This is a genomic window from Kosmotoga pacifica (assembly GCF_001027025.1).
GTDB lineage: Bacteria > Thermotogota > Thermotogae > Petrotogales > Kosmotogaceae > Kosmotoga_B > Kosmotoga_B pacifica.
Genome location: NZ_CP011232.1, coordinates 1,382,685 through 1,406,507, shown reverse-complemented (window position 1 = coordinate 1,406,507; position 23,823 = coordinate 1,382,685). Strand labels below are relative to the sequence as shown.

Below are 23,823 nucleotides of genomic sequence, written 5' to 3'. Positions count from 1 at the left end.
CTTCTCTCTGAAAAAGAGGTGGGGCAAAAACACCCCACCTCATGCCTCTATCAGCAGTTTTGATTAATAAACAGGGTAACCTTCGTTGTATTCGATATCTTCATTGATTTCCTTTGTGGCTCTGTTAAGCTCTTCTCTGATGTCGGAGCCGTTTATTATATTGTCAATGGCCTTTGCAAAAGCGGCGGTTATTGTTGGATAAGCTGGTGTAACAGGTCTGGGAACGGCGATGGTTTCCAGCTGCTGAACAAAGATGTTCAAAGGACCACCCTCTCCGTAAAGAGGTGACAGAGCTATAGCGCTCTTCCTTGAAGGCACTGCACCGTTAGCATTTGTCATCTTTAATATCTCCTCTGGTCTGAGGATGAATTCGAGGAACTTCCAGGCGGCTTCTGGATGTTTACTGTTCGTTGTTATGCTCCAGGCCCAGGATCCCATACCCGTTGCCTGCTTAAAGAATTTCGGCATGGGAATGAGGACGAGCTTGTCCCCGAGGGCAGTTTTATACTGGTTGTAGACCCAATGTCCAACCCAGGACAGTGCGGCTTTCCCTTCGATAAATTCATTATCTCCCGGGGGATTGGAATTCACAAACCCCTGCGCAAAGAGAGCCTGGAACCATGCTGCTGCAGCAAGAGCCTCAGGTCCATTGAGAATGCCATCTGCAGACATGTAATCGCTGCGGTCGATGAGATCGGCACCGAACGCCTGGAAGATCGGAGAAAAACCGTATGTGTACCACTCACCAACACCATAATTGATTTTCATATCCAGTGGATACTTGATCTCAGGGAGTTCTTTCAATTTTCTGAGGATGTCCATAAATTCTTCAAAAGTCCAGGCATCATCAACACTCTTTGGAATCCTTGCATCTATTTTTTCCAGATATTCTCTGTTTCCCCATATTGCGAGACCGGAGTCAAAGGTGCCGAGGGCGTAGATACTTCCACTGTAAAGACCCTGGGAAATGATGGAAGGCAGGAAATCCTTCTTCAATTCGGGGGAGATAAATTCGTCGAGCGGATAAAGGTACCCTGCCCAGGCGTAATTAGATACATATGGTCCATCGAGATCGAGAATATCAGGAAGTCCATTGGCCAGAGCCGCTGCGTTCACCTGATCATTGTAACTTCCTTCGGGCAATTGAATCGCTATGATCTCGATCTCGTCCTGCATGGCATTGAATCGCTTTACTTGATCCTCAATAACGGCTCTTTCTGAACCGCGGCCGGAATGGAACCACAGTTTAATCTGAACCCTCTTCGCAAAAGCCGTGATTGACAATGCTAGCATTAACACTATTACCAGCAGAATTGTAAATTTCTTCACGTTAATCCCTCCAATCAGGATCCCCGAGGGGACCAGAGTTTAAGATAGTAAACTTATCTTCCCTTTCCACCATTTTCAATTTGAGTAATTGCTCCCGATCTTTTGTTGAAACAACAAGAGTTTCTGTCCCTTGCCACCTATCAACAAGCACAAGAGACTTCTTAAATATCTTTGAGGAGCTTGCGAGAATAAACACTTTCGGACTGGATTTTATAATGAGTCTCTTTGTTTCCGCTTCTAATAGTGTGGAAGAATAATAACCTATTTCATCGATTCCATTGACTCCCATGAAGGCTTTGTTCACATGATACCTTTCAAAGAATGGGTTGATTTCGAGGTCCAGAAAGTTCATCGTGCTGTATTGAAAATACCCTCCAAGGACAACAAGTTTTATCGTGGGATGTTGAACCACAGTATTTATCACATAAAGGGAATTAGTTACAATGGTAAGGTTAATAGGAGGTGATTTAAGAAGTTCTTCAACAAAGAAGAGAGTCGTACTACCCGAATCCACGAAAATCACATCGTTCTTCTCAACAAAAGTTACTGCTTTCCTGGCAATCCGCTTTTTTTCCTCCACATCTACCGCTATCTGTTCCTGAAATTGGGGGTCATACCTATGCGGTCTCAAACTTACAGCCCCACCATGTACTCGTTTCAAAAAGCCCTGTTGTTCCAGCTTTTTCAGATCAGACCTGATTGTAACTTCCGATACTCCAAGTTCCTCAGCCAGTGATGAACTGAAGATTTTTCCATACTTACTAAGTTTGTCAATTATATAACTTTTTCTTTCTTCAAATAGAATAATATCCCCTCCCTATCTGGGAGGATATCATCTAAGACTCTTCAATCAAAATCCGATATTTCATGCTTTCGTAAGAATAGCGACAAATATATTAGATTATTTCACGATCCTTTCGTTTTCTTTCATATTTTTACGTTTTCTTTCGTTTAATGCGTGTTGATTTCACAACCAATAACCACACTAAACTGTATAAGCTATATACAGCCATATTCTGGTACTAAAAAACAAAATAAAACGAAAATAAAATTCTTTAGTATTAAAAATAAATCAAAAACTCAGGAAATTAAATAGGTCTGTGTTCCCTTTTCATGGTAGATGAACGTCTTTGAAACGGTGTAGTTCCCGGTGGTTTTTCTCAGTGCATCGGAAATGAGGCTTAAATAACCACCAATTCTCTCGAAGACCTCGTTAATCGTACAGCTCCCCTGCTCTGTTGCAATGCGGACAAAAAGTCTGTCATCACCTATTATTCTTATGTTCAGTGAATCACCACGTGCTCCAAGCTTCATGTTTCTTGCGAGATATTTCGATATGTTCGTTATAACATTAGAAGAGTTCCTGGTTTCAAGCGAGAGTTCCATGCTACAAACTATATGCATCTCTGTTCCCTCCTTTTAATAGAAGGATCAATAGAGATGGAACATGATCAAAAAAGCTGTGGAACTCGTTAATGAAGAGCAAGGAATGCTTTACTTTCTGGTGAGAAAAGAGAAGTTTCAGCTAAATTATAGCACAGTGGTAGCTGTATTACATAGCAGAAAGGCGGTCTGATCTGTACCTGAAAAGCATGAAACTCAAAAGCATAAAGATAAACGACAGAACGATATTTGAGAACAGTAAATTCATTGTTGTTTCGCCATTAATCGACATCAAGGAAACTCTCTGTATCTCGTTGAGGAGTGCTGTCATAGGGAAGTATTCGGTTAAATTCTTAAGCCAAACGGGAAACACCGAGCGGGGAACAATTATCCCGCTCAACAGGATGATAACGATAGAAATTCCAGTCACAAGGAACTGACTTCCTCTCGCTGTTTTTGCAAGGCTCGTCAGGAAAGCACTCATGGTAACAAATACCAAAGAAAGTACGAGGAAAAGCAAAGCGTTTTCCGTGATGTTACCTAAACCTTCATAGCCAAACAGCAGTCCAAAGAATATAAAAATTAAGAATTCGAAGATTCCAACCATCAGAAAACTCATGATTTTTGAAATGATGAATTCCCATGCCTTTACATTAGACAGTATGAGAAAATCCAGAATTTCTGTTTGCCTGTCTTCATGTAGAGACCAGCTCAAACCAATTCCCAGTGTCAGTAGAAGGCTTAGAGTTAGGATCAATGGAAAAAGGAGCTCTTTGAAATTAAATTTATCACTATCTATACCCGCTACAATGATCTCAGGTGCCTTGTAGTCGGAATCTATCGTAACCTTCTTCATGAAGTTGGGGTCAGCAATAACAGGGAGGGCTTTAAACTCACGGAGAACGTTGCTGAGCACCTGGTAAATCGCAACTCCGGATTGAAGAGAATAGGGATTGGGAACGAATATGAGCTGTGAAGGCCTTTGGAAGAGCAGCTCGTTTGCAAAACCTTTAGGTATGATGAAATAACCGTCCAGATTCCTCAGATTCTCTTCAGCCTCGCGCCTGGTAGCGTAAATATAGATATTTTCTCCTTTGATCATAGATGTGGCATAACGAATAAAGAAGATACCCAGAAGCGTATTATCTTCATTCACAACACCTATTTTGAGTACATACAGATTATTCTCCGTGCTGAAGACCCCGGAGAAAAGGGTTAGCACCAAAGGAAGGAGTAAAAGATATGTCCATATGCCCCATGATCTGAAAATCAGCTTAATCTCGTTAACGAGCAGAATAACGAACCGCATTGAATCCCTCCGCTCTCATTATATAACGACTGTGTTTCTGAAAGAAAAGAAAAGCTTTTAGTCTGGTAGAATTAACTAAAGGATTCAAAATTCAACAAAGGAGTTGATCCTGTGAAACGTTTTGTTTTTCTGGCTTTATTTCTCTTTGCTTTCGCTTTTGCGTTCGCCGTTGATGGGGAGGAAATCGCGAGTATCACGTTGAATGGAACGCAATTGGCTGACACGTATTATCATGTATACAGCGACGAACTTCAAGCATATCTAAACGATGCACTAGGAAATTACCAGCAGCAGGGACAGTTTCTCGATCCATACTTCTCTTCCCAGAGTGTTCCCAGTCAGATAGAGTTGAAATACAATATATTGATGAACTTACTGGACGATAAGATGGCTGGTTATTTTGCAAAAGAAAATGGGCTCTTCCCCAATGAGACTGAAGTAACTGGCTACACCGACCAGATAACCGCCGGATATTTTGCCGACGAGCAAGCTATTGCTCAGATCGAAACGAGTTATGGCTCGACGGAGACTTTCTGGAGAGTCATAGAGTCCTACGTCCGTTCCGAGCTGATAAAGCAGAATATTCTTCAGACGCTCGTGACGGATTACCCGGCAAGTTTTACTGAGTATTTCGAGCAAAACAAAGACGAGATCAAAAACAAATATGAAAAGGTTAGCGCCAGTCACATACTTCTCTCTTCTGAAGCCAGTGCTACAGAAATAAAGAAACTTATCGAGAGCGGTGTGCTGAGTTTTGAGGACGCGGCAAAGAAATATTCTCTCGATCCCGGTTCCGCACAGAATGGGGGATACATAGGTGAATTCAACCGTGGACAGCTGGTAAAGGAATTCGAAGATGCCGCCTTTTCAGGGAACCCCGGCGAAATTATTGGTCCGGTAAGAACAGAATACGGTTTTCACCTCATAAGAGTGGAGGCCAAAAGCACTTTCGACTCCGTAACGGAATTGCTTAGCACTCAGGCGTACATCAATGTGGCAAGGGACTTCCAGAACAAGGTGTACAGCATCTGGTTCAGTGACTACAAATTAAAAAGCCCTCTTGGGTACGTGATCCATGATCCTGAGCTCGCTCTCCTGGACAGGCTGATGAAGTCTCAAAAGTCTGGTGAGGATATCGACGTTTTTTACGACAACTTGGAAAAGGAAATATTCGATGCTATGGGGAATATCAAGAAAGATACAACAGGTTTCGCTGCCGGTCTCTATCTCATGATCTCGGATTCTCTCATGCAGCCGACACTCAATAATATACAGATGCTTCAGGCTATGCTAGACACGAGGGAAAATCTTCCTGAAGAAATGAAGGCATTTCGGAGAGAAGACATGGAGAATTACCTTGAGGAAACAGCTGACAGCACTGACGATCGGATACTTGAATTAAGAAATGCTCTCCAGTCCCTGATTAATTATTCTGATGAACTCGGTGTCTTCAAAGATGAGGAAATCAAGGCCAAGCTGGAAGAAGAAGAGGCTTATCGCGACAAAAGATACGCAGTGATTGGGAAAGTTGCCGAATACTTCTATAATATAATGCCTAACTCTGACAATGCCCTTGAGTATCTCAACAAATACAGCGGTAACAATCCAGAGGTCGTGTTTCTCTACACCAACAAACTTTACAAAGACCAGATCGAGCCCTTACTTGAAAACGAAGAAGTGTTCCAGAATTACTTGGATTATTACAAACAGTACGTAGGAGAAAAAGCGGGTGAAATATTAATAAAGTACCCGTTGCTCTCAATTGAAAACAGGCTCAAGGAAAATGTGATTGAAAGCAACAGTGCTCCGGCTGAATTGAAACTGAAAGCAGTAAGATTGCTTATCGAAGCATTCAGCAAAGCTGGAAAGCTTCCCCTTGACAAAGGCCTTAAGATAGACTTTTTCAGCAGCGCGCTTGCATATTCCTACTATCTGGAAGACTATGTCGATCTGGGACTGGTGGAAAACAACGAAATCGAAGATCTTACTGACGGTTTGATGAAGGAAATAAAAGCTTTGGAGGACGAATAACGAATGATGAGAATTATAGAGGCTGCGATAGCAGCCTCTATTTTTTACCAAAGAGACTTGATTAATCAGAACCTGCAAAATGATTCGATTCAACCAAATTCAACTTTTCATGATAAAATTTTTTATAAAATTCTTTGGAGGGTAGCCCCATGGGAAAACTACATGAAGCAAATCTCACATTCAATAACGATTTCAAGGGTAAAGGTCAAAGCAAAAGCGGGATAATGTTACATGTGGGAACAAATGGCTTCGCTCCTTATGAACTATTATTCCTTTCTCTTGGTTCCTGTTTGTATTCAACATTCTTCGATATTGCAAAAAAGATGAGAATCAGGTGGGAATCGGTGAAAATGAATCTTTGTGGTGAAAAAAGGGATGAAGTCCCTACGACGTTGAAATGGTGCAAAATAGAAGTGAAAGTGTTAAACGCTTCTGACACCACCAAAACCCTAAAAGCCTTTGAACTTGCAACAAAATACTGTTCTATTTATTACACCGTGTCAAAAGTCGCTGAAATCACATGGACAATGGATTTTCTTTGATGTCTACCTTTTAGCTTTGAATATACTTAAATTGTATTTCTTAAATCTTTCTGAGCATTAACCAGGAAAAACGGAAGTGTGAAAAGATCTGGAGAAGCCCTTCTTAACGAAGAGTCATTTTCGGAGATTGTTATCAGAAAAGTTGTTCCTGCTCGGGCATTATCATAGTTAGAAGTTAGAGAAAACAGGACTCTTTAGCATATTCAGCACTCACCGAAACCGGAATAGGTAATTCAAGTTACTTCCATCCTTTCTTCAAAGCTGAAATCTTCCATGATGGTTTTCTGAAGCACAGTAGTGTCTTGCGAGCATTATACTCTTTCACATTTGTTCTGTGTTTTGTTTGCAAAAAAATTTCATTCATTGTTATATTCTTTATACATAGACCCTACGTCGGAATCAATCACAGGGAGGGATTTCATGTACGAATACAGGCGAAGCGAGGATATAAACACCTTCATGGAGATCGCAAGTTTTTCCTTTGCAGTAAAGAAATCGCGCCACGAACTCCTGAGAAAGTATATATCAGAGGTTCTGGCCAGCGGTGCTGAACTTTACACGGTTCATGATGGAGAGCTAATGGTTGCTGGTTATATCCTGTACCCATTCAAGATGAAGTTGAGGGATTCGATGGTAACGATGGGTGGAATAGGTTTAGTTTGTTCGAGGGCAGATTTTAGAGGCAAGGGTACAATAAGGTTCATGCTCGAGAACGCTGTCAAGACAATGTACGAAGAAGGTATACAGGTATCAGTGCTTTATCCCTTCAACGTTGGTTTTTACAGAAAGTACGGTTGGGAGGTATTCTTCAAGACCAAAAGGATTGTTATACACCCCGGTATAATCGATGCTAAACCTGATCCTTTAGTGGATTACTGTTACTTACCCTTTCCTGATAACGAGGTTAAAGACTTCTACAACGAGATTGCGAAACGTCACTACAACCTCGCTTTCAGAAACGATTACCAGTGGCGCAGGCATCTGATGACGTACTTTAGCGATGAAGCTTCCTGTGGCGTGGTAAAATTCAAACATAACGGTAAGACAACGGGCATGCTTACACAATTCCTCTCCCGAAGTGATACAGGCTACGAATCATCCTTGACTGTAAAAGATTTCTTTTACACTGATAGAGAAACGAAAGATACCATGTTGGCTTATTTGAAGTCCCTTTCTCACCAGATAAAGGATATTACTTTGGTCGTCCCTGAAAATTTCGAACTCTGGCCATATCTAAACGATAGACCAAAAGAAGAAAAGCTCGAAACTTCCGGAATGATAAGAATTATAAATCTGAAATCTCTTAATGGGCTCGGAGTGGATTTTGAGCTACCGACGTTGAAGATAAAAGTCAGGGATAGATTTTTGAAAGAAAACTCGGGGACTTTTGCGTTGAGTGCAGACGGGAAAAAGCTAATGATTCAGAAAACTGAAGTGGAACCCGAACTTGAATGTGATATCGCCTCACTATCTGTAGTTTTGAGTGGTTTGTCGAGTTTTGCCGAATTGATTGAAGCCGGACAGGTAAAGGTTCTGGATAATTATAAGCTACAGGATATACCGAAGAGTGTTACTTTTCATTCAGAACCTTTCTGAAACCAAGGTTTTATAAGTAATATCTGGCATAATAAATAGTGCCCTTAATAGGGTAACTTTTGTTTGGGGGTGGGCATATGCGCAAACTATTTCTACTATTACTTCTCCTCTTGAGTATGGGACTTTTCGCCGGTTACGTGAAGAATGTCATTTATTTCATCGGCGATGGAATGGGATTGAATCACCTGATATTATCAAGCTACCTTGAAAGTCGGGAGCTAAACATTATGAAAGCTCCAAATCTCGCAATGACTATGACTTTCAGCGCCAACAGTAATGTAACAGACTCCGCAGCTGCCGGAACAGCCCTGGCAGCAGGTTATAAGACAAACAACGGCATGATAGGCATGCTTCCAGATGGCACGGTGATCTCGAATATAGCTGAAATCGCTGCCGAAAAGGGAATCAAAACTGGTATCGTGGTCACATGCCGTGTGACCCATGCCACACCTGCTGCATTTTATGGACATGTCACATCTAGAAAAGATGAAAATACTTTAGCCGAACAACTTGTTAATAGCCCTCTCACCGTCGCATTTGGGGGCGGCTGGAGACATTTCGTACCGACTGGTGGAAAGAGGAAAGATGGAAAAGACCTCATCGCTGTCGCCAAAGAAAACGGTTTTGATTATATAACCACCAAAACAGAAATGTTGAATTACGACGGCGACCGCGTACTTGGTCTTTTCGCCTATAGTCATCTCAAAGCAGTGTCAGAAAGATCTGGAGAAGAACCGATGCTTCCTGAGATGGTTTCGAAGGCTCTTGATATACTGTCAAAGGATGGTGAACCCTTCTTCCTCATGGTAGAAGGTTCACAGATCGACTGGGAGGCTCATGGAAACGATGTTTATGGTGTCTGGAAGGAAGTCGTGGAATTTGACAACGCCGTAAAAGTTGCTCTTGATTTCGCTGAAAAACATCCAGATACCCTCATAGTGATCACCGCTGATCACGAAACGGGTGGACTTGGCCTTTCCACCGGTGGCTATACTATGAATCTCGAAAAAATTAGAAGCGATTATACCCGAACAGCTGATTGGATACTCGCAAACTTCAAAACAGAAGAAGAAATTAAAGAAGCAGTTAAAGTGTACTTCAATGTTGAACTCACAGAGGAAGACTTTGTCTTCTTCCGCACGGAAAAAGCCAAGTCTTTCTACGGCGCTTCAAATGCTCTCGGAAGAATTCTCAGTAACAAGGTAGATATAGGCTGGACGACCTTTGATCACACCGGCGCTCCCGTTCCTGTCTTTGCTTTCGGACCGGGTTCGGAATATTTCGAAGGCATCATGGATAATACCCAAATCCCAAGACTAATCGGATTTCTGGCAGGATATGAACTCATAAGTCCTGTGAATACTGTACCACCTGTTGGAGTACATTGATAATTGAACCCCGGCTTTAGCCGGGGTTTTTTAAGGAGATGGTAAGATGTTATCTGAACTCAATGAAAACATGACTTTGAAAGAAATAGCTGATCTCCATCCAGAGCTTTACGAAATCCTTCAACACTTTGGTTTCAACCTGAACGTTGGCAAAATGTCGAGCCTGAAAGACGCGTGTAAAAAGAAAGGACTCAATTTACCTGAAGTGCTTAAAACATTAAACCGAAAGGTAAAGGAACTCAATCAGCGAGAAAAGGAAATAGACGAAGCAATAAAAAAGCGAAAAAGGGACTTTTAAACTCTTCTATAGTTCACAACGATGATACCAATAACAGCAAGAACCAGCGCTAATAGTGTGTAGAGTGTAATTGTTTCACCAGGTATGAAAAGTGCCGAAAACAGAGCTCCGGATAAGGGGATTATGAATCTGTATATCGTTACTTCACCGGCTTTGCTGTATTTAAGCACCGTGTACCACAGTGAGAAGGCCGCGGCAGAAAGAAAAGAAGAATAGATAAGCAAAACTACCGCGAGCGCTGTGAAATGTAAGCCATTTTCCATTCCCGGAAAACCTATACCGATGAGAAAAAATGAACCAAGAAGCATCTGCCAGCCAGAGACCGCAAAAGGATTTATACCTATTGAAAGCTGTTTTGCGAGAATGGTTCCAATTGCTCCTACAAGAGTAGAAAGTATCAATAGCCCTTCGCCTGAGAGCGTGAAACCGAAGTCTACGCCATTGTTAAGGTTCGCAATTAGCACACCAGAAAAACCCGCAGTGAGTCCGATAGCTTTCTTCCAGTTGATTCTATCGTCTCTATACACAAAATGAGCAAGCAAGACCACGAAAAAGTTTCCACTAGAAATAATGATTGAAGCCTTGACTCCCGTAGTATTGGACAGACCGTTATAAAACAAGGTATATTGGATAGCAGTTTGGAGCAGTCCAAGCATAAATAGACCATAGAATTCTCGCTTCTTAGGCATTACTTTTCTGGTCGCTGGACTGAAAAGAAAGAGCATCAACCCAGCACCAAGAAAGCGTATTCCTGCAAAAACCAGTTTTTCAGAGATATCTCCTGGAGTTATGTCTAATTCACTGAAGCTAATTTTCAGCACAGGAAAAGCGCTTCCCCATAAAAGAGAAGCAGTTATAGCCATAAGTGCCATATAATACGAATTCCCCGTTCTATTTGACATATCTTTCTCCTTATTTATCTTTTCCAATATTTTATCAGCTTTCATCTGCTGAGAATACCCTACAAATTCACTCGGTATTAAACGGAATTTTCCATTCAATAGTTTACATTTACAGTAATGTAAACCGGCACAGAATATAATAAAAATGGTTATTGAGACTTTATCTCAACAAGGAGGTGTTTCTGAATGCTAGCGGCATTCGCTATAACATTTAGAGAAACGCTCGAAGCAGTATTAATCGTAGGTATAATACTATCCCTTCTTCGAAAGATCGGGAGGAAAGAACTTTCAAAGAGTGTCTGGACAGGAACGATACTCGCCACAGCTGGAAGCCTTATACTCGCTTTGTTCTTTTCTCTTTTCCTTGGTGGATTTGAAGGACGAACGGAGCAGATTTTCGAAGGTATTATGATGGTGTTCGCTGCTGGGGTCCTAACATATATGCTCTTTTGGATGCAATTCAAAAGGGCCGCTTTTGAAGGGAAGATAGAGAAAGCAGCTCTGAAAGATAGTCCTTTTTCCCTCGGGTTACTCGCCTTTACAGCCGTGCTACGAGAAGGTGTTGAAACGGTGCTTTTCTTTTTCGCCGCGAGCAAGACAGGAACCCCCTTTGCAATCGGAGCGGGTGGTATAACTGGCATACTTGTAGCTGTAATAATTGCTTTTCTCATATATAAAGGTACAAAGAAGATATCTCTCGCCCCTCTTTTCTTCTGGTCGGGATTGGTGCTCTTTGTGATAGCGGCTGGTTTGTTTGCTCACGGTGTACATGAGTTTCAAGAAGCTGGCCTGTTACCCGTATTTGTTGAACACCTCTATGACTTTAATGGTGTTTTGAATGAAAAAGGATTTATCGGTGGTATATTGAAGGCAGTCTTCGGATACAATGGGAACCCTTCGTTGCTCGAGTTTTTCGCTTACTGGGGTTTCATCTTCGGAGTGGGAATTTCGGTAATAAAGAGAAAAAAACAATTGCAATTGGCTTGATATAGTAGACGAGAACCGAGATCCGAGAATTCGAGAAAACAGTTGTAGGTGGTAGGTTGTGGGTTGTACGTGAATTTCGAGAGCGCCGTTTGCCGTTGTTCGTTTTCCGTTGACCGATAAGAACCTCAGCCTCTGCAAGCATCGTTCCATCAGTTAACAGCCTTGCAAGCGTCCTGTTTTTCTCAGACTCTCGCTTTCTCGGATTCTCGTTTTTTTCGCACAACCAACAACCCACAACCTACAACCCACAATGGTTCTTAGAGGAGCTCTATTCACTAGACGGTATTTTTCCAACAGGAGCAACGTATATTGTGAATTCATCTTCACCATCTACACCAAGGAAAGCGTCCATCTTCTCCTGATGATAGGCGGCGACCGCACAGGTACCACCACCGATGGATTCAGCTGCCAAATAGAGGTTTTGGCAAACGTGTCCAACATCAATGGCTATCACTTTGTGCGATGTGAAAGCATATCTCCATTCCGTTCTATATGGTATCGCCGTCCAGATGAAAGTCACTGCGCATTCTCCAACAAAACGCTGGTGGAAGGAAGCATCTATAAGCTTTTTAGCCATGTCCTCGATTTCCCGGAGGAATATCAGGGCATGCTCAAGGGGCAGGTACCTGTAAAGGCCTGACTTCAAACCTTCTACTTTGTGGATGGCGAGATACGTTTCAAAGGGGTGACGCGCTCCGGCAGAAGGTACTGTCCTGAAGGTAACCCTGCCTTCAAAGATTTCTCTGACACCCTGTGTGCTCCAGAGCAGAAAAGACAGTTCTTCCAGTGTTAGTGGCTCGTCTGTAAACTTCCTTCTGCTCCGCCTCCTTGAGATCACTTCTCTCAGCGGCATATCGCCAACGGTAAAATTCTCTGGCGAAACGAGGTTTATTAGCTCGATTTCTTCGTCGTACGGTTTCTCAGGTAGAGGCTGTGGTAGTCCTTTCTTCTGATCAGTTTGTACATCGCGGCGCTTTGCCCATAGCGTCGATTTTAGGAATTCTCGTCTTTCTTTAAGTTCGTCCATATTAACTTCCCCCTTTATATTAAATTAATGCTTCAATCTTCACTGGCCCTGGTGAGTGAAAATATCAAGTTTACAAGGAATCCAACAACGGCAGCAAGACCGAGCCCCTGGAGAGTGAATTTTCCAAAACTAAGTTTGACTCCCCCGAGTCCTGAGACCAGCATTATGGAAGCAACAATAAGGTTCTTCCCATCTATTTTCACTTTATTCTGGACAAGGGTCTTTATCCCGATTGATGCTATCATGCCAAAGAGCAAGAATTCAATACCTCCCATAACTGCCTGAGGTATAGACTGTACAAGAGCACCGACTTTGGGAATAAAAGAAAGGATAATAGCAAATATTGCCGCGATCCTCATCACCCACGGATTGAACACTTTCGTTATGGCAAGCACCCCTGTGTTTTCGCTATACGTGGTACAGGCAGGACCTCCCAATATCCCGGCTGTTGCGGTGGCTATGCCATCCCCCATAAGTGTTCTGTGCATCCCCGGGTCTTCATAGAATTTCTTACCCACAATGGCTGAGACCGCGAAAACATCTCCGAAATGTTCGATAGAAGGGGCGATGGCAACGGGTACAATTACAGAAATAGCGAAAAGAGAAAACTTTGGCATGATGAATTTTGGAGTGCTGAACCATGTAGCCATTGCTAGATTTGAAAAACTTACCTCACCCAAAATCACAGCGGCAATATATCCTGCTGCGATACCCCAAATGACCGGAACTAACCTGTTAAATCCTTTCATGTATAAACGCGCGAAGACAGCGACTCCAAGGGATATCAGAGCCACAGTCCAATTATTGCTCGCCATTTTAACCGCGACTGGACTAAGTATCAAGCCGATAAGCATTATCATGGTTCCCGAAACGATCGGTGGGAAAAGCTTTTCAAAACGGCGGATACCTATTAGTTTTATCACAAGTCCGATGAGAACTTTCACGCCCCCTGCGATGATAATTGCACCGGTGGCATATCCAAGCATGGGAGCGAGATCTACTCCACTAGAAACAGCATCTTGTATGGAATCATATTCATATCCTGCATTGTTCAGATAATACAGAGTAACCGCGATCATGGGTGAAATATAAGCAAAGCTCGAACCAAGAAAGACAGGCACTTTCCATTTCGTGATGGCATGGAAAATAAGAGTTCCAAGCCCTGCAGTGAATAAAGCAAGGTTAACTGGAATTCCTGTAAGGTAAGGGACAAGTACTGTTGCTCCAAACATTGTGAAAGCGTGCTGCATCCCGAGCAACAGGAATTGCCATTTGTTCAGCTGGGCACTTCTGTCTTCTTGAGATTCGATTTGTAGGTAAGCGCTTTTTTCGTTCAACTATTTTCCCCTCCTCGCTTTTTGTATGTATAGTGATTATACATTTCAGCCAGCAACAAAACAAAAGCTCTCAAACAAAAAGCCCCGCATATAGCGGGGCTTCATTTAAGCAATATAAATCATTTCTTATGGAAGTCTTTGGCGTATTCAGCGGCCCAAAAAATGTCTTTGTTTGAATGGCAAGTCAAACAAGCAAAATCAAGCGTAATGAAACTGTTGGCAAATTTTCCGTCCTCAGAGAACATCCTGGCTTCGGGATCGGTGTTTATCTCGCACAAGTGGCTTCTAATATCCGCTTCATACGGCCCAAAAGCAACGGCAGATTTTGATGCCTTAGGCATATGACAATCTATACAGTCCACTCCCACCTGCGCCATTTCTGTCTTTTCAAAGGCTTCGGCCTCATTTCCATGACAAGTCGCACAGTCGTACTTAATGGAGAATTCAGCGCGCTTGTGGGGATCGTGGCAAGTAACACAGTTTAAAACATCAGCGTGCGGACTTGCCATCATTTCGTTGTACTGTTCATGATGTCTGATAAACCCCTTGCTGGCAGGTATGGTGTTTGGGTCCCCCCTCACGTGGCACTGTCCACAAAGTGAGGAATCTTCTTCAACGACGGGTTTAACTTCACCACCGGAAGCTACATGCTCATAGCCGGGACCATGGCAAGCTTCACAACCAATACCGCCAAATTCCCATGTACCGACAACTCCTGGAAGGTTATCTTGATGACCTTCAGAACTGTATCCTGTGGTATGGCAGGCTCCACAGCTATAGGCTTTCTTTTCTCCAGGGTGGTAATCCACCCATTCGCCTGTCATCATGTTGTACTGATTTTCACCTTTGGTGCCATCTTTCAACGTCGTTATGATGTAACCTTCCTTATCTATGTATCGGGCTTTCCACTTGTAACCACCGATTACGTACGAAACGTCATCCCAGCTGTAACCACGTGGTAGCGGAAGGGGAGCGTACTTTGCAATTTCGGCTGGCCTTAATTTATACGGGTGACCGGATACCTTCCAGTCGTTGTATTTCCCGGGGTGGCATTGAAAACACGTCTCAGAGCCTACATATTCGCTTGCAATCGTTATGCAAAACAACAGCGAAAAAAATACCACCAAAAGCAGAGCGCGCATTCTTATACCTCCCTTCTAAGAATATTTGCAACATCAAAAGAATACAATTTTTATAAATTACAAGTCAAGTAATCTTTATACCCTACCCAAGAATGCAAGCTTTTCGTGGCATCGTGCTATAATCCGAACGTGAGGATATTATTATTTGTTTTGCTGTTTCTTACTTCTATCGCTGTATCACTATTAGCTGTAATTATTACCGCACCTTCAACCAGCACTGTACAATTCAGCTGGTATACGGAGTCTGCGGTTGTATGCAAAGTGTATATCTACTCTGAAAACACTTCGAAAGAGCTATCGGAAGCAACTCCTTCTGTTTTTCATTCAATGGAAGCATCCGAGCTATCTCCAGACACTCAATACAAGTACCGTATAGAGTGTGATGCAACCAAAGCCTATATTCAAGCAGGCAGTTTCTCCATCCCTCTGAACCCCGGGAACAATTTTAGTTTTGTCGTTTATGGTGATTCGCGTAGCAATCCGCGCATGCATGCAAAAGTCGCTGAAGCCATATCTAAGAAAAAACCTCTTTTTGTTATGCATACAGGTGACATTGTATATTCAGACGAACGCCTTGATGATTGGGCAGACTTTTTTCAAGCTACGGTGGCACTGGGGAACGCACTGTTTTTCCCTGTAATAGGTAACCATGAAAGAACCGCTGAAAACTATAAGAGATTCTTTTCACTTCCTGGCAATGAATCATATTACAGTTTCAAAGTTGGTGAATTATTATTCATTGCACTAAATACAAATGAGCGTTTTGATAGTTATTCCAAACAGTATAAATGGTTGAAGTCATTACTGAGCACTGAAAAAGCTGAGTTCACTGTCGTGATACTTCACCATCCACCTTTCAGCTATGGTCCCCATGGAGATTCATATTACGTAAAAAATTTTCTCGTTCCGCTTTTTGAACAATATGGTATTGACCTCGTCATTTCAGGGCATGACCACAACTACCAGCGAATAGTTTGTAATAATTTGACCTACATCGTTACAGGCGGTGGGGGTGCTTCCATTTACAAAATCAAAGATCCATCGGGTATTGCATCAAGTTTTGAAGGCTACAACTTTGTGCTCTTTGAATACAATTCCGGAGTGTTGAAAGGTATATGCTATGACATAAATGGTCACGAAATCGACAGCTTCACTATCTCTTCACATTGACTTCTATGAGAACGAGCACTTCAGAAAAATTAGCGGCTAACTTCTTCCAATTGCCCTGAAACGAGTTTTTGAATGTTTCAAATACAAGGCGTGAACAAGTATAATAAGAAAGGTCATTTCACTCAAAGAATGCTGAAGAGAAAGCATCAGCCTTTCGTTATTAATAACAGATGTTTCTATATTCCAGAATATACTTGTTTAATTGAGTGATTACAAAGGAGGGGCGTATGTGAAAATACTGGCAGGAAAAGACGCGGTGGAACTGATCGGCAAGGGAGCCACCTTGATGATAGGTGGTTTTCTTGGTTGTGGCACCCCCGAATTTTTGATCGATGAGATCATAAAGTCTGGTAAAGGTGGTCTCACAATAATTGCCAATGACACAGCATTCCCGGATAAAGGCATAGGAAAACTTATAGTCAACAAACTCGTGAAAAAAGTCATTGTTTCCCATATCGGTACAAACCCCGAGACTCAACGCCAGATGATAGAAGGCGAGATTGAGGTAGAACTCGTCCCTCAAGGGACACTTGCCGAGAGAGTACGAGCTGGAGGTGTTGGGCTTGGAGGTATACTCACACCGACAGGAGTCGGTACAGTCGTTGAAGATGGGAAACAGATAATCGTTGTTGGTGAGAATAGATACTTATTAGAGTTACCACTAAGAGCAGATTTTGCTATTATCAAGGCGAAGCGTGCCGATTACTATGGTAACCTTCAATTCTCCCTTACAGCTAGAAATTTCAACCCGCTTATGGCCATGGCGGCGGACAAAGTCATTGCCGAAGTTGAAGAAATTGTTCCGGTGGGGAGTATTCCTCCTGATTCCGTACATGTGCCCGGTGTTTTCGTAGACTATGTCGTTGTGGGGAGGTGTGGATGATGGATGCTAAAGAACTCATCGCAAGGCGTGTAGCACTGGAACTCAGAGATGGAGACCTCGTGAATCTAGGAATTGGTATTCCCACACTTGTGGCCAATTATATACCGGCTGACGTTCACGTTTTCTTCCAGTCAGAAAATGGGATCATAGGTATGGGACCAGTTCCCGAGCCAGGCATGGAGAACCCGGACCTCACGAATGCCGGTGGACAGTACGTCACCGCCCTTCCTGGTGCAACGGCATTTGACAGCGCCACGTCCTTTGCCATCATTCGTGGCGGACATCTCGACGTCACTGTCCTCGGAGGGCTTCAGGTAGACGAGCAGGGGCTTCTGGCCAATTGGATGATACCCGGAAAGAAGGTCCCGGGTATGGGAGGCGCAATGGACCTTGTCACCGGAGCCAGAAGGGTTATTGTAGCGATGACCCACACCGCTAAAGGCACTCCGAAGATAGTCAAGAAATGCACTTTGCCTCTCACATCAATAAGGCCAGTTGATCTTATAGTTACCGACCTCGCGGTGATAGAGCCAACGGAAGAGGGGTTGCTTCTGAAAGAAGTCGCGCCTGGAGTCAGCGTTGAGGAAGTTCTCCAACGGACCGAAGCAAGTCTCATAGTTCCCGAAGTGGTTCCAGAAATGGTCTTTGAGAGGTGAGAAGATGACTGTTCTCGAGATAGAAGTGTACCTGAACGAAGTGCTTGAACCCTGGAAATTCGAGGATTTCTGCTTCAATGGTGTGCAGATAGAAGGAAACAGAGATATCAAAAAGGTCGCCCTTGGCGTCTCTTTCAACGAAGCTTTCATAGAGAAGGCAGTGGATTGGGGTGCCGATCTTCTTCTGGTACACCACGGCATCTTTGGGAAAGACTTTTTCAAATTGCGGGGATATTTTAAGAGGAGGGTTGAGAAGGTCCTGCTGAATGGTTTGTCCCTCATGGGATACCACCTCCCCCTGGACGCACATCCCGAATATGGCAATAACGCCTCGATAATCAAAGCGCTCGGATTGAAGCTCGAAGAACCCTTTGATATTGGCTATATAGCGCATTATAATTCCCCACTCAACACTAACGCTTTTCTGGATAGGTTGAGAAATGTGCTAAATAAGCAAAAACTTCAGACATATATATACAACCCGGTAGTGCAGAGAGTGTGTGTTATATCTGGAGGTGGCGCGGCTCTGCTCAAGCAACTTGAGGGAAAAGTTGATACCTTCATCACCGGTGAGGTGAAAGAACACACAAAGGAACTGGCAAGAGAATTAAAAATCAACTTCATAAACGCTGGACATTACGCCACAGAAACCTTTGGTGTCAAGAATCTTGGGATGCTCTTAAAGGAACGATTCGGCCTCGAAATTGAGTTCATTGATGTATATAATGAGGTGTGAGCTCCCTGAGCAATGCTAACTGAAATCTAATATCTTTCATGGTAAACACTCTGGTAAAACCGGCTGTGTCAGGAGAAGCCTGTCCATCACTGAGAAAAATGCCATGAAATTGGCTTTGCATGAGATTGAAGATCTAAAGAAGAAAACCTTTCGTAGATCTGATACTCTTTCCTAATATTGCTCTAACTAGCCTGATAAATGCAGAAATACCTGAAAAGATCTGAATCTAGGCGAAGCCACTTCTTCAACAGAGAATATTTTTTACTGAGCTTTAGTCAGTGTTTTCAGATATGAACAAAAAGCTCGAGAATCAATATAGGAGAAACGGAGACTCTCGTCTTTCATCTTTTATGCATCGAAATTACTATCGAGCCTTAAGCACTTCCCGTATGATATGCGTCTCTTTGTATGAGCGTTCCACCCGTTTCTCTCTTCTACCCAACTACTGTATTATCTGTTCGTTTCACTAGCGGCCAGGAGCTTCAAACCTCAACATCTACGAGCATCACTTCTCCCACGGGAAAACATACTGGCTCAAATTCAACTCGTCTCTCAACTGGGTCAGTTGTCTTCTCAGCACGTCGTTTAATGGTGCTCCTTTATTTTTCCTTTCAAGCCACGCAAGATATTCCTTCTCCCCAGCTGTGTATATCCTTTCAGCGCCGGGTGCCTTCTTAGAACCTCTTAGAGCTCTTAAAATATCACCTGCTATCCTCTTGAAGTTTTCAAGATCGGTGAAAGCCTCTATGTTGATGGCAATAAAGAAATGCCCTAACTTGTAAGGAACGCGACTTCCATTTTCATCAAAACCGGAAAGCATTTTCAAAAAAGCTCCACCTTGAAGGGCTGCTGAAAGTATCTCAACAACCGTGGCATATCCATATCCTTTGTAACCAGCTGTTTCTTCTCCGATTCCGCCGAGCGGAACGAGAGCGGCCTTTCCTGTTTTGAGGTCCTCGAGTATTTGCAAGGTGTCCGTTCTAGTATTACCATCAGCCCCTATAACCCAACCTCCGGGTATTTCCTTCCCAGCCCGAGCGTAGACTTCGATCTTCCCTCTCTGAGAGACACTCGTTGCACAATCTAGCACAAACGGGAATTCCTCATCAGTAGGCATTCCGAAAGTCAGGGGATTTGTCCCGAGCATAGGTTCTACACCGAATGTTGGAGCAATTGACGGTCGTGCGTTCGTACCGGTGATACCTATCATGCCTTCTTCAACGGCCATCAAGACGTAGTAACCTGCAATACCGTAATGCGTTGAATTTCTCACAGCAACCATACCCATACCATATTCCTTTGCCTTATTTATGGCCAGCTTCATTGCCCTATAACCGATCACGTGTCCCATACCATGGTGTCCGTCAACAACAGCAGTGGTCGGTGTTTCGCGAACAACCTCAAAATGTGTTACCGGGTTTTGGATTCCCGCTCTGATTCTTTCCACATAGATCGGCTTGAGCCGTCCGATACCATGAGAATCTATGCCTCTTTTGTCGGAAGTTATAAGCACGTTGGCGCAGATCTTAGCATCATCCTCGGGTACACCAAGGGCTTTGAAGACATCCACCATAAAATTTTCCAGCGTGTCGAAGTCTACCCATACAACGTCATCATATATCATGGAAATCACCTCCTTTTATATCAAACTATAACACTGCAGGATATGCTTGTTAATTAGTTCACTAATATCCATATTTAATCAGAATGGGTCTTCATGATAGAATATTAGCATGTTTGAAAGAAATAAATGCTTCATGAGATTTGTATTAGGTGTTTTGGTTTTTTTTCTGCTCGTAATGTTTCTAAATGCCCTGAGTACACCTGAAGGTGTTAAGCTCACTGGAAAGTGGAAACTCATATCAGACGATGGAAAGGTTGAAATGGTCGAAATCCCCTTTTACAGAACTCTCGATAGAAGTGGCGTGTACGTTTTAATAAAGGAGTTTCAACGTTGTGAGGGCGATTCGATCTTATTTTCCAGTGTTTCCAACCACGGAATGAGGATTTACCTAAATGGAGTATTGCTGAAAGAAATCGGCGACTTTAGATCCGGAACGGCAAACATCTGGAATTTTTCCCATATAGTCAGGTTCGATGAAGAACTAATGCAAGATAAGAATATTTTGAGAGTAGAGATGAAGGGAGTTTACGATCTGGGCATCCACAGGACTCCTCAAGTCGTCTATTACGAGAAAGTAGGATGGCGAAATGTTATTTTCAATTTTTTCATAAATGATATATACTTACTCGCTATGGGCGGCAGCATTGTTCTCGGAATCGTTCTGCTGACTTTCGGCCTCTCCGTCCCAGGTGACCACACTCACTTCGTCTACATAGCTATCGCGTCTCTGTTGTCTTCAGTTTACATGATGGAATTTATCTACAGAGAGACTACCGGTAATGTTGATGAACTGCTGCTATTTAAAAAGTTCACCCTTGCAGCTGGTCTGACTGCCATCGCATTTCTGGTTCAAGGTGTAGGACAGTTCACCGGCATAAATAAAAGAATAACTACGATGGTTTTCCTGTTAAACTTTTCAGGCGTTATCTTCTTTTTCCTGATGCCCGATCTTATTAGTTTCGAGAAGACACAGATCATTTCCTATATTCTCTTCATTACCAGCACAATCTTTCTGACAACCATCGTTTTTTGGCACAGGAAAAAGCATCTCATCTTCCCCGCAACTTTTCTCTCCACTACAGTCGTCTATACCGTCGTGGCCATTATGAGTGGTTTTTCAGGAATTTATGTCGTAGGTTACGGTGTACTGGTTGCTTCACTCGGATTTGGTATGGCTCTTATAGAGAATTATCGAGATATTTATAAGAAAGCTGAAGTCACCCATAGAAAATCCCTGATAGATCATTTAACCGGGGCTTTCAACAGAAGCATCCTCAGGGAAATCCCCATATCCAGCAATGATGTAGTAGTTATGATAGATCTCGACAACTTTAAAGAGATTAACGATAAGTACGGGCATGAAGCTGGTGATAAAGCATTGATTACTATGGTGGAAAAGATGAAAGAGAACTTAAGGCAGGATGACATCATTGTGAGATACGGTGGTGACGAGTTTTTGCTTGTTCTGAAAAATTGCGATGAATTGACAGCAACAGAAATAGTCCAGAGAATAGCCGCGGCACTTGAAAATGCCCCCATCGAACTGAGATATTCATATGGCATTGCACGGGTTACTGAAGACCTTCGCACTGCCATTAAGGTAGCCGATGAAAGAATGTACAAGATGAAGAAGAGAAACTGATCAGCGACAGGTTTTCTCTTCCTTCTTCAAGCTTGGTCTTTTTTGTTAAAATATATCCTGTTATGTCCTGTTCAACTTTTTACCAAACTAATCTTATTCGAGTCCAATGAATTTCACTTTCCCCAGCTTCCATAAATTCCTTACCGTTACACGCTTGAATTCACCACTGAGTTCTCTTCAAGATACTTTATCTCTACCAATATGCCATGAGGTAGAAAAAATTGGCCACTACTGAGGAAAGGCTTAAAGGCTTTCCGGTTCTATGTCTATATACATTCTCATTCCTGTGAGATAAGAATTATACTGTATACTATGGTGTTTCCGCACTTAAAATTCACCGGCTTTCCTTATTTTCACTTTAAAAACTTTCATCTCTTTCAGAAAAAGTACAAATGTGACGATAAAAGCTAAGGCGTCAGCGATTGGAAAGGAAGCCCATATTCCATTCAGTCCAAAAAAATATGGAAGTATCAGGACGATTGGTATCAAAAAAAGTATCTGTCGCGCCATCGATAGTATAAGGGCAGGTAATCCCTTCCCAAGCGCTTGAAACATACCGGCGCCAATAACCTGAAACCCAATTAAAGGGGTCATTAAAACTATTATCTTCATAGCCTTAATTCCCTCAGAAATAAGTTCGCTATCTCTGGAAAAGATACCAATAAGCACTTCGGGAAAACTAAATAGAACGACGAACGTCAGTATAGAAATGATGGATACAGCGATCACAGATAGCCATATGGCTTCCATTGCCCTGTCGTATTTCCTTGCACCGTAATTGAATCCAAGGATGGGCATGAACCCCTGATTTATACCGAACATTGGCATCAGAAAAACCATGAAGAGCCTGTTAATGACGCCAAAAACAGCCACAGATACGTCTCCGCCGTACAAAACCAGTGTATTATTCATTATTATCCCGAGAACACTACCAGAGACCTGTCTTACAAAGGCGGAAAAGCCTATTGCAAAGGATTCTCTAATTATCGCCCTATTCGGTTTGAGATCATGCAATTCCACACGGAGGAGACTTTCCCCTTTCAAGAAATAATAAAGCAAATAGAAGGCGGTCGTTGCTTGTGCGATAACGGTAGCCAGTGCTGCGCCTCTTACCCCCATATCCAGCCCGAAGATAAATATAGGGTCGAGAATGACATTAAGAATCGCCGATATGAGCATGGTATACATTGCGACTTTAGCATTTCCTTCAGCTCTAACAATACTATTTGTTGCCATGGCAAAAGAGAAGAAGAACGTGCCAAAAAGGATAATACTGAGATAATCTGAAGCGTACGGCATGATCGTCGGGCTGGCCCCAAGCAACTTCAAGATTGGTTCCAGAAAAGTAAAACCGAGTACCGCCATGGTGGCACCAAAGAAGATCACCACAGTGAAAATATTTCCAGCCGTTCTATTAGCTTTTGCCATGTCTTTGGCTCCAAGGCTGCGTGAAATTATCGAAGCGCCACCGATACCAATCAGCTGAGCAAAAGCCATTACGAATATTTGGACGGGAAAGGATATGGTTATTCCCGCTATACCAAGCGAACCAACGCCCCTTCCCACGAAAATCGTATCCACAAAATTATATAAGGCCTGCACCAACATCCCTATCATCGCCGGTACAGAGAGTTTCATCAGCAGTTTTCCTATACTTTCCTCAGCAAGCATTTTCTGCCTGTCCATCATTTACCCCCCGGCTGTTGTTTGCCTAATATGATACCGTAAATCAATTGCATTTACGACTATATCCTCCAAGTCTTTATAGATTCTCAATGTACCGGGTATAGTAGATTAACGTACTAGGTATAGTAGATTAACAGAAGTGTGAGTAAATTACT

22 protein-coding genes and 1 pseudogene are annotated in these 23,823 nt (G+C 42.7%); 12 read left to right on the top strand and 11 right to left on the bottom strand.

Annotated features, from left to right (window positions below; all coding sequences use genetic code 11):
• Positions 1-63: 63 nt before the first annotated feature.
• From IX53_RS06490 to IX53_RS06480, 4 genes and pseudogenes are all read right to left on the bottom strand, one after another.
• Positions 64-1,329: an ABC transporter substrate-binding protein gene (locus IX53_RS06490; RefSeq protein WP_047754655.1), complete on the bottom strand. Its 1,266-nt coding sequence runs from the start codon at positions 1,327-1,329 to the stop codon at positions 64-66.
• A 1-nt stretch (position 1,330) separates the two neighbouring features.
• Complete coding sequence (locus IX53_RS11050) at positions 1,331-1,960, bottom strand: DeoR/GlpR family DNA-binding transcription regulator (protein WP_047754654.1); 630 nt, start codon at positions 1,958-1,960, stop codon at positions 1,331-1,333.
• A 9-nt stretch (positions 1,961-1,969) separates the two neighbouring features.
• Positions 1,970-2,107, bottom strand: a pseudogene (locus IX53_RS11220) (DeoR family transcriptional regulator); the annotation flags it as partial.
• Between the two features lie 302 nt (positions 2,108-2,409).
• Positions 2,410-2,733: a hypothetical protein gene (locus IX53_RS06480; protein WP_047754653.1), complete on the bottom strand. Its 324-nt coding sequence runs from the start codon at positions 2,731-2,733 to the stop codon at positions 2,410-2,412.
• A gap of 43 nt (positions 2,734-2,776) precedes the next feature.
• On the opposite strand from IX53_RS06480, the gene IX53_RS11170 reads away from it, so the two are divergent.
• Entirely contained in the window at positions 2,777-2,905 is a 129-nt protein-coding gene (locus IX53_RS11170; protein ID WP_273229798.1) for a hypothetical protein, read from the top strand.
• Here the strand turns inward: IX53_RS11170 and IX53_RS06475 are convergent.
• On the bottom strand, positions 2,882-4,021 hold the full coding sequence (locus IX53_RS06475) for an ABC transporter permease (RefSeq protein ID WP_047754652.1): 1,140 nt from the start codon (positions 4,019-4,021) through the stop codon (positions 2,882-2,884). The two genes, IX53_RS11170 and IX53_RS06475, sit on opposite strands and share 24 nt — an antisense overlap.
• Before the next feature lie 111 nt (positions 4,022-4,132).
• On the opposite strand from IX53_RS06475, the gene IX53_RS10550 reads away from it, so the two are divergent.
• The 5 genes from IX53_RS10550 (at position 4,133) to IX53_RS06450 (ending at position 9,876) form a co-directional block, all read left to right on the top strand.
• Complete coding sequence (locus IX53_RS10550; protein ID WP_053001225.1) at positions 4,133-6,052, top strand: peptidylprolyl isomerase; 1,920 nt, start codon at positions 4,133-4,135, stop codon at positions 6,050-6,052.
• 149 nt (positions 6,053-6,201) lie between these two features.
• Complete coding sequence (locus tag IX53_RS06465; protein ID WP_053001224.1) at positions 6,202-6,594, top strand: OsmC family protein; 393 nt, start codon at positions 6,202-6,204, stop codon at positions 6,592-6,594.
• A gap of 420 nt (positions 6,595-7,014) precedes the next feature.
• Entirely contained in the window at positions 7,015-8,190 is a 1,176-nt protein-coding gene (locus IX53_RS06460) for a GNAT family N-acetyltransferase (protein ID WP_047754651.1), read from the top strand.
• A 77-nt stretch (positions 8,191-8,267) separates the two neighbouring features.
• A complete protein-coding gene (locus tag IX53_RS06455; protein WP_047754650.1) occupies positions 8,268-9,578 on the top strand; it encodes an alkaline phosphatase in 1,311 nt (436 codons plus the stop codon).
• A 46-nt stretch (positions 9,579-9,624) separates the two neighbouring features.
• The gene (locus IX53_RS06450) at positions 9,625-9,876 is read left to right on the top strand and encodes a DUF1858 domain-containing protein (RefSeq protein WP_047754649.1); all 252 of its coding nucleotides are present in this window, start codon (positions 9,625-9,627) and stop codon (positions 9,874-9,876) included.
• On the opposite strand, the gene IX53_RS06445 is transcribed toward IX53_RS06450, so the two are convergent.
• The gene (locus IX53_RS06445) at positions 9,873-10,823 is read right to left on the bottom strand and encodes a DMT family transporter (RefSeq protein ID WP_245612694.1); all 951 of its coding nucleotides are present in this window, start codon (positions 10,821-10,823) and stop codon (positions 9,873-9,875) included. The genes IX53_RS06450 and IX53_RS06445 overlap by 4 nt on opposite strands.
• A gap of 141 nt (positions 10,824-10,964) precedes the next feature.
• On the opposite strand from IX53_RS06445, the gene IX53_RS06440 reads away from it, so the two are divergent.
• Positions 10,965-11,765: an FTR1 family iron permease gene (locus tag IX53_RS06440; protein ID WP_047754648.1), complete on the top strand. Its 801-nt coding sequence runs from the start codon at positions 10,965-10,967 to the stop codon at positions 11,763-11,765.
• Positions 11,766-12,033: 268 nt separating this feature from the next.
• Here IX53_RS06440 and IX53_RS06435 read toward each other — a convergent pair whose 3' ends face one another.
• The 3 genes from IX53_RS06435 to IX53_RS06425 form a co-directional block, all read right to left on the bottom strand.
• Positions 12,034-12,792 carry a SagB/ThcOx family dehydrogenase gene (locus IX53_RS06435; protein WP_047754647.1) on the bottom strand — a complete coding sequence of 253 codons (759 nt, stop codon included), beginning with the start codon at positions 12,790-12,792 and terminating at the stop codon, positions 12,034-12,036.
• Positions 12,793-12,824: 32 nt separating this feature from the next.
• Positions 12,825-14,129: a uracil-xanthine permease family protein gene (locus tag IX53_RS06430; protein WP_053001223.1), complete on the bottom strand. Its 1,305-nt coding sequence runs from the start codon at positions 14,127-14,129 to the stop codon at positions 12,825-12,827.
• Positions 14,130-14,248: 119 nt separating this feature from the next.
• Positions 14,249-15,271: a multiheme c-type cytochrome gene (locus tag IX53_RS06425; protein ID WP_047754646.1), complete on the bottom strand. Its 1,023-nt coding sequence runs from the start codon at positions 15,269-15,271 to the stop codon at positions 14,249-14,251.
• Between the two features lie 129 nt (positions 15,272-15,400).
• Here IX53_RS06425 and IX53_RS06420 point away from each other — a divergent pair, with 129 nt between their 5' ends.
• From IX53_RS06420 to IX53_RS06405, 4 genes are all read left to right on the top strand, one after another.
• Complete coding sequence (locus tag IX53_RS06420) at positions 15,401-16,441, top strand: purple acid phosphatase family protein (protein ID WP_169746204.1); 1,041 nt, start codon at positions 15,401-15,403, stop codon at positions 16,439-16,441.
• Between the two features lie 229 nt (positions 16,442-16,670).
• On the top strand, positions 16,671-17,324 hold the full coding sequence (locus tag IX53_RS06415; RefSeq protein ID WP_047754645.1) for a CoA transferase subunit A: 654 nt from the start codon (positions 16,671-16,673) through the stop codon (positions 17,322-17,324).
• The gene (locus tag IX53_RS06410) at positions 17,324-17,980 is read left to right on the top strand and encodes a CoA transferase subunit B (protein ID WP_047754644.1); all 657 of its coding nucleotides are present in this window, start codon (positions 17,324-17,326) and stop codon (positions 17,978-17,980) included. Before IX53_RS06415 ends, IX53_RS06410 begins: the two co-directional genes overlap by 1 nt.
• 4 nt (positions 17,981-17,984) lie before the next feature.
• Positions 17,985-18,716 carry a Nif3-like dinuclear metal center hexameric protein gene (locus tag IX53_RS06405; RefSeq protein WP_047754643.1) on the top strand — a complete coding sequence of 244 codons (732 nt, stop codon included), beginning with the start codon at positions 17,985-17,987 and terminating at the stop codon, positions 18,714-18,716.
• 505 nt (positions 18,717-19,221) lie between these two features.
• On the opposite strand, the gene IX53_RS06400 is transcribed toward IX53_RS06405, so the two are convergent.
• A complete protein-coding gene (locus IX53_RS06400) occupies positions 19,222-20,340 on the bottom strand; it encodes an Ldh family oxidoreductase (RefSeq protein WP_179944388.1) in 1,119 nt (372 codons plus the stop codon).
• Positions 20,341-20,473: 133 nt separating this feature from the next.
• On the opposite strand from IX53_RS06400, the gene IX53_RS10545 reads away from it, so the two are divergent.
• Positions 20,474-21,982: a GGDEF domain-containing protein gene (locus IX53_RS10545; RefSeq protein ID WP_169746203.1), complete on the top strand. Its 1,509-nt coding sequence runs from the start codon at positions 20,474-20,476 to the stop codon at positions 21,980-21,982.
• Positions 21,983-22,309: 327 nt separating this feature from the next.
• Here IX53_RS10545 and IX53_RS06390 read toward each other — a convergent pair whose 3' ends face one another.
• A complete protein-coding gene (locus IX53_RS06390; RefSeq protein ID WP_245612693.1) occupies positions 22,310-23,668 on the bottom strand; it encodes an MATE family efflux transporter in 1,359 nt (452 codons plus the stop codon).
• Positions 23,669-23,823: the final 155 nt, after the last annotated feature.

Excerpts from the sequence above, each read along its gene's own strand:
- IX53_RS06400 (WP_179944388.1), bottom strand. The coding sequence starts at position 20,340 with ATGATATATGATGACGTTGTATGGGTAGACTTCGACACGCTGGAAAAT.
- IX53_RS06410 (WP_047754644.1), top strand. The coding sequence starts at position 17,324 with ATGGATGCTAAAGAACTCATCGCAAGGCGTGTAGCACTGGAACTCAGA.
- IX53_RS06390 (WP_245612693.1), bottom strand. The coding sequence starts at position 23,668 with ATGGACAGGCAGAAAATGCTTGCTGAGGAAAGTATAGGAAAACTGCTG.
- IX53_RS06465 (WP_053001224.1), top strand. The coding sequence starts at position 6,202 with ATGGGAAAACTACATGAAGCAAATCTCACATTCAATAACGATTTCAAG.
- IX53_RS06450 (WP_047754649.1), top strand. The coding sequence starts at position 9,625 with ATGTTATCTGAACTCAATGAAAACATGACTTTGAAAGAAATAGCTGAT.
- IX53_RS10545 (WP_169746203.1), top strand. The coding sequence starts at position 20,474 with ATGAGATTTGTATTAGGTGTTTTGGTTTTTTTTCTGCTCGTAATGTTT.
- IX53_RS06480 (WP_047754653.1), bottom strand. The coding sequence starts at position 2,733 with ATGCATATAGTTTGTAGCATGGAACTCTCGCTTGAAACCAGGAACTCT.
- IX53_RS06460 (WP_047754651.1), top strand. The coding sequence starts at position 7,015 with ATGTACGAATACAGGCGAAGCGAGGATATAAACACCTTCATGGAGATC.
- IX53_RS06440 (WP_047754648.1), top strand. The coding sequence starts at position 10,965 with ATGCTAGCGGCATTCGCTATAACATTTAGAGAAACGCTCGAAGCAGTA.
- IX53_RS06405 (WP_047754643.1), top strand. The coding sequence starts at position 17,985 with ATGACTGTTCTCGAGATAGAAGTGTACCTGAACGAAGTGCTTGAACCC.
- IX53_RS06455 (WP_047754650.1), top strand. The coding sequence starts at position 8,268 with ATGCGCAAACTATTTCTACTATTACTTCTCCTCTTGAGTATGGGACTT.
- IX53_RS06425 (WP_047754646.1), bottom strand. The coding sequence starts at position 15,271 with ATGCGCGCTCTGCTTTTGGTGGTATTTTTTTCGCTGTTGTTTTGCATA.
- IX53_RS06435 (WP_047754647.1), bottom strand. The coding sequence starts at position 12,792 with ATGGACGAACTTAAAGAAAGACGAGAATTCCTAAAATCGACGCTATGG.
- IX53_RS06475 (WP_047754652.1), bottom strand. The coding sequence starts at position 4,021 with ATGCGGTTCGTTATTCTGCTCGTTAACGAGATTAAGCTGATTTTCAGA.
- IX53_RS06445 (WP_245612694.1), bottom strand. The coding sequence starts at position 10,823 with ATGAAAGCTGATAAAATATTGGAAAAGATAAATAAGGAGAAAGATATG.
- IX53_RS11170 (WP_273229798.1), top strand. The coding sequence starts at position 2,777 with ATGATCAAAAAAGCTGTGGAACTCGTTAATGAAGAGCAAGGAATGCTT.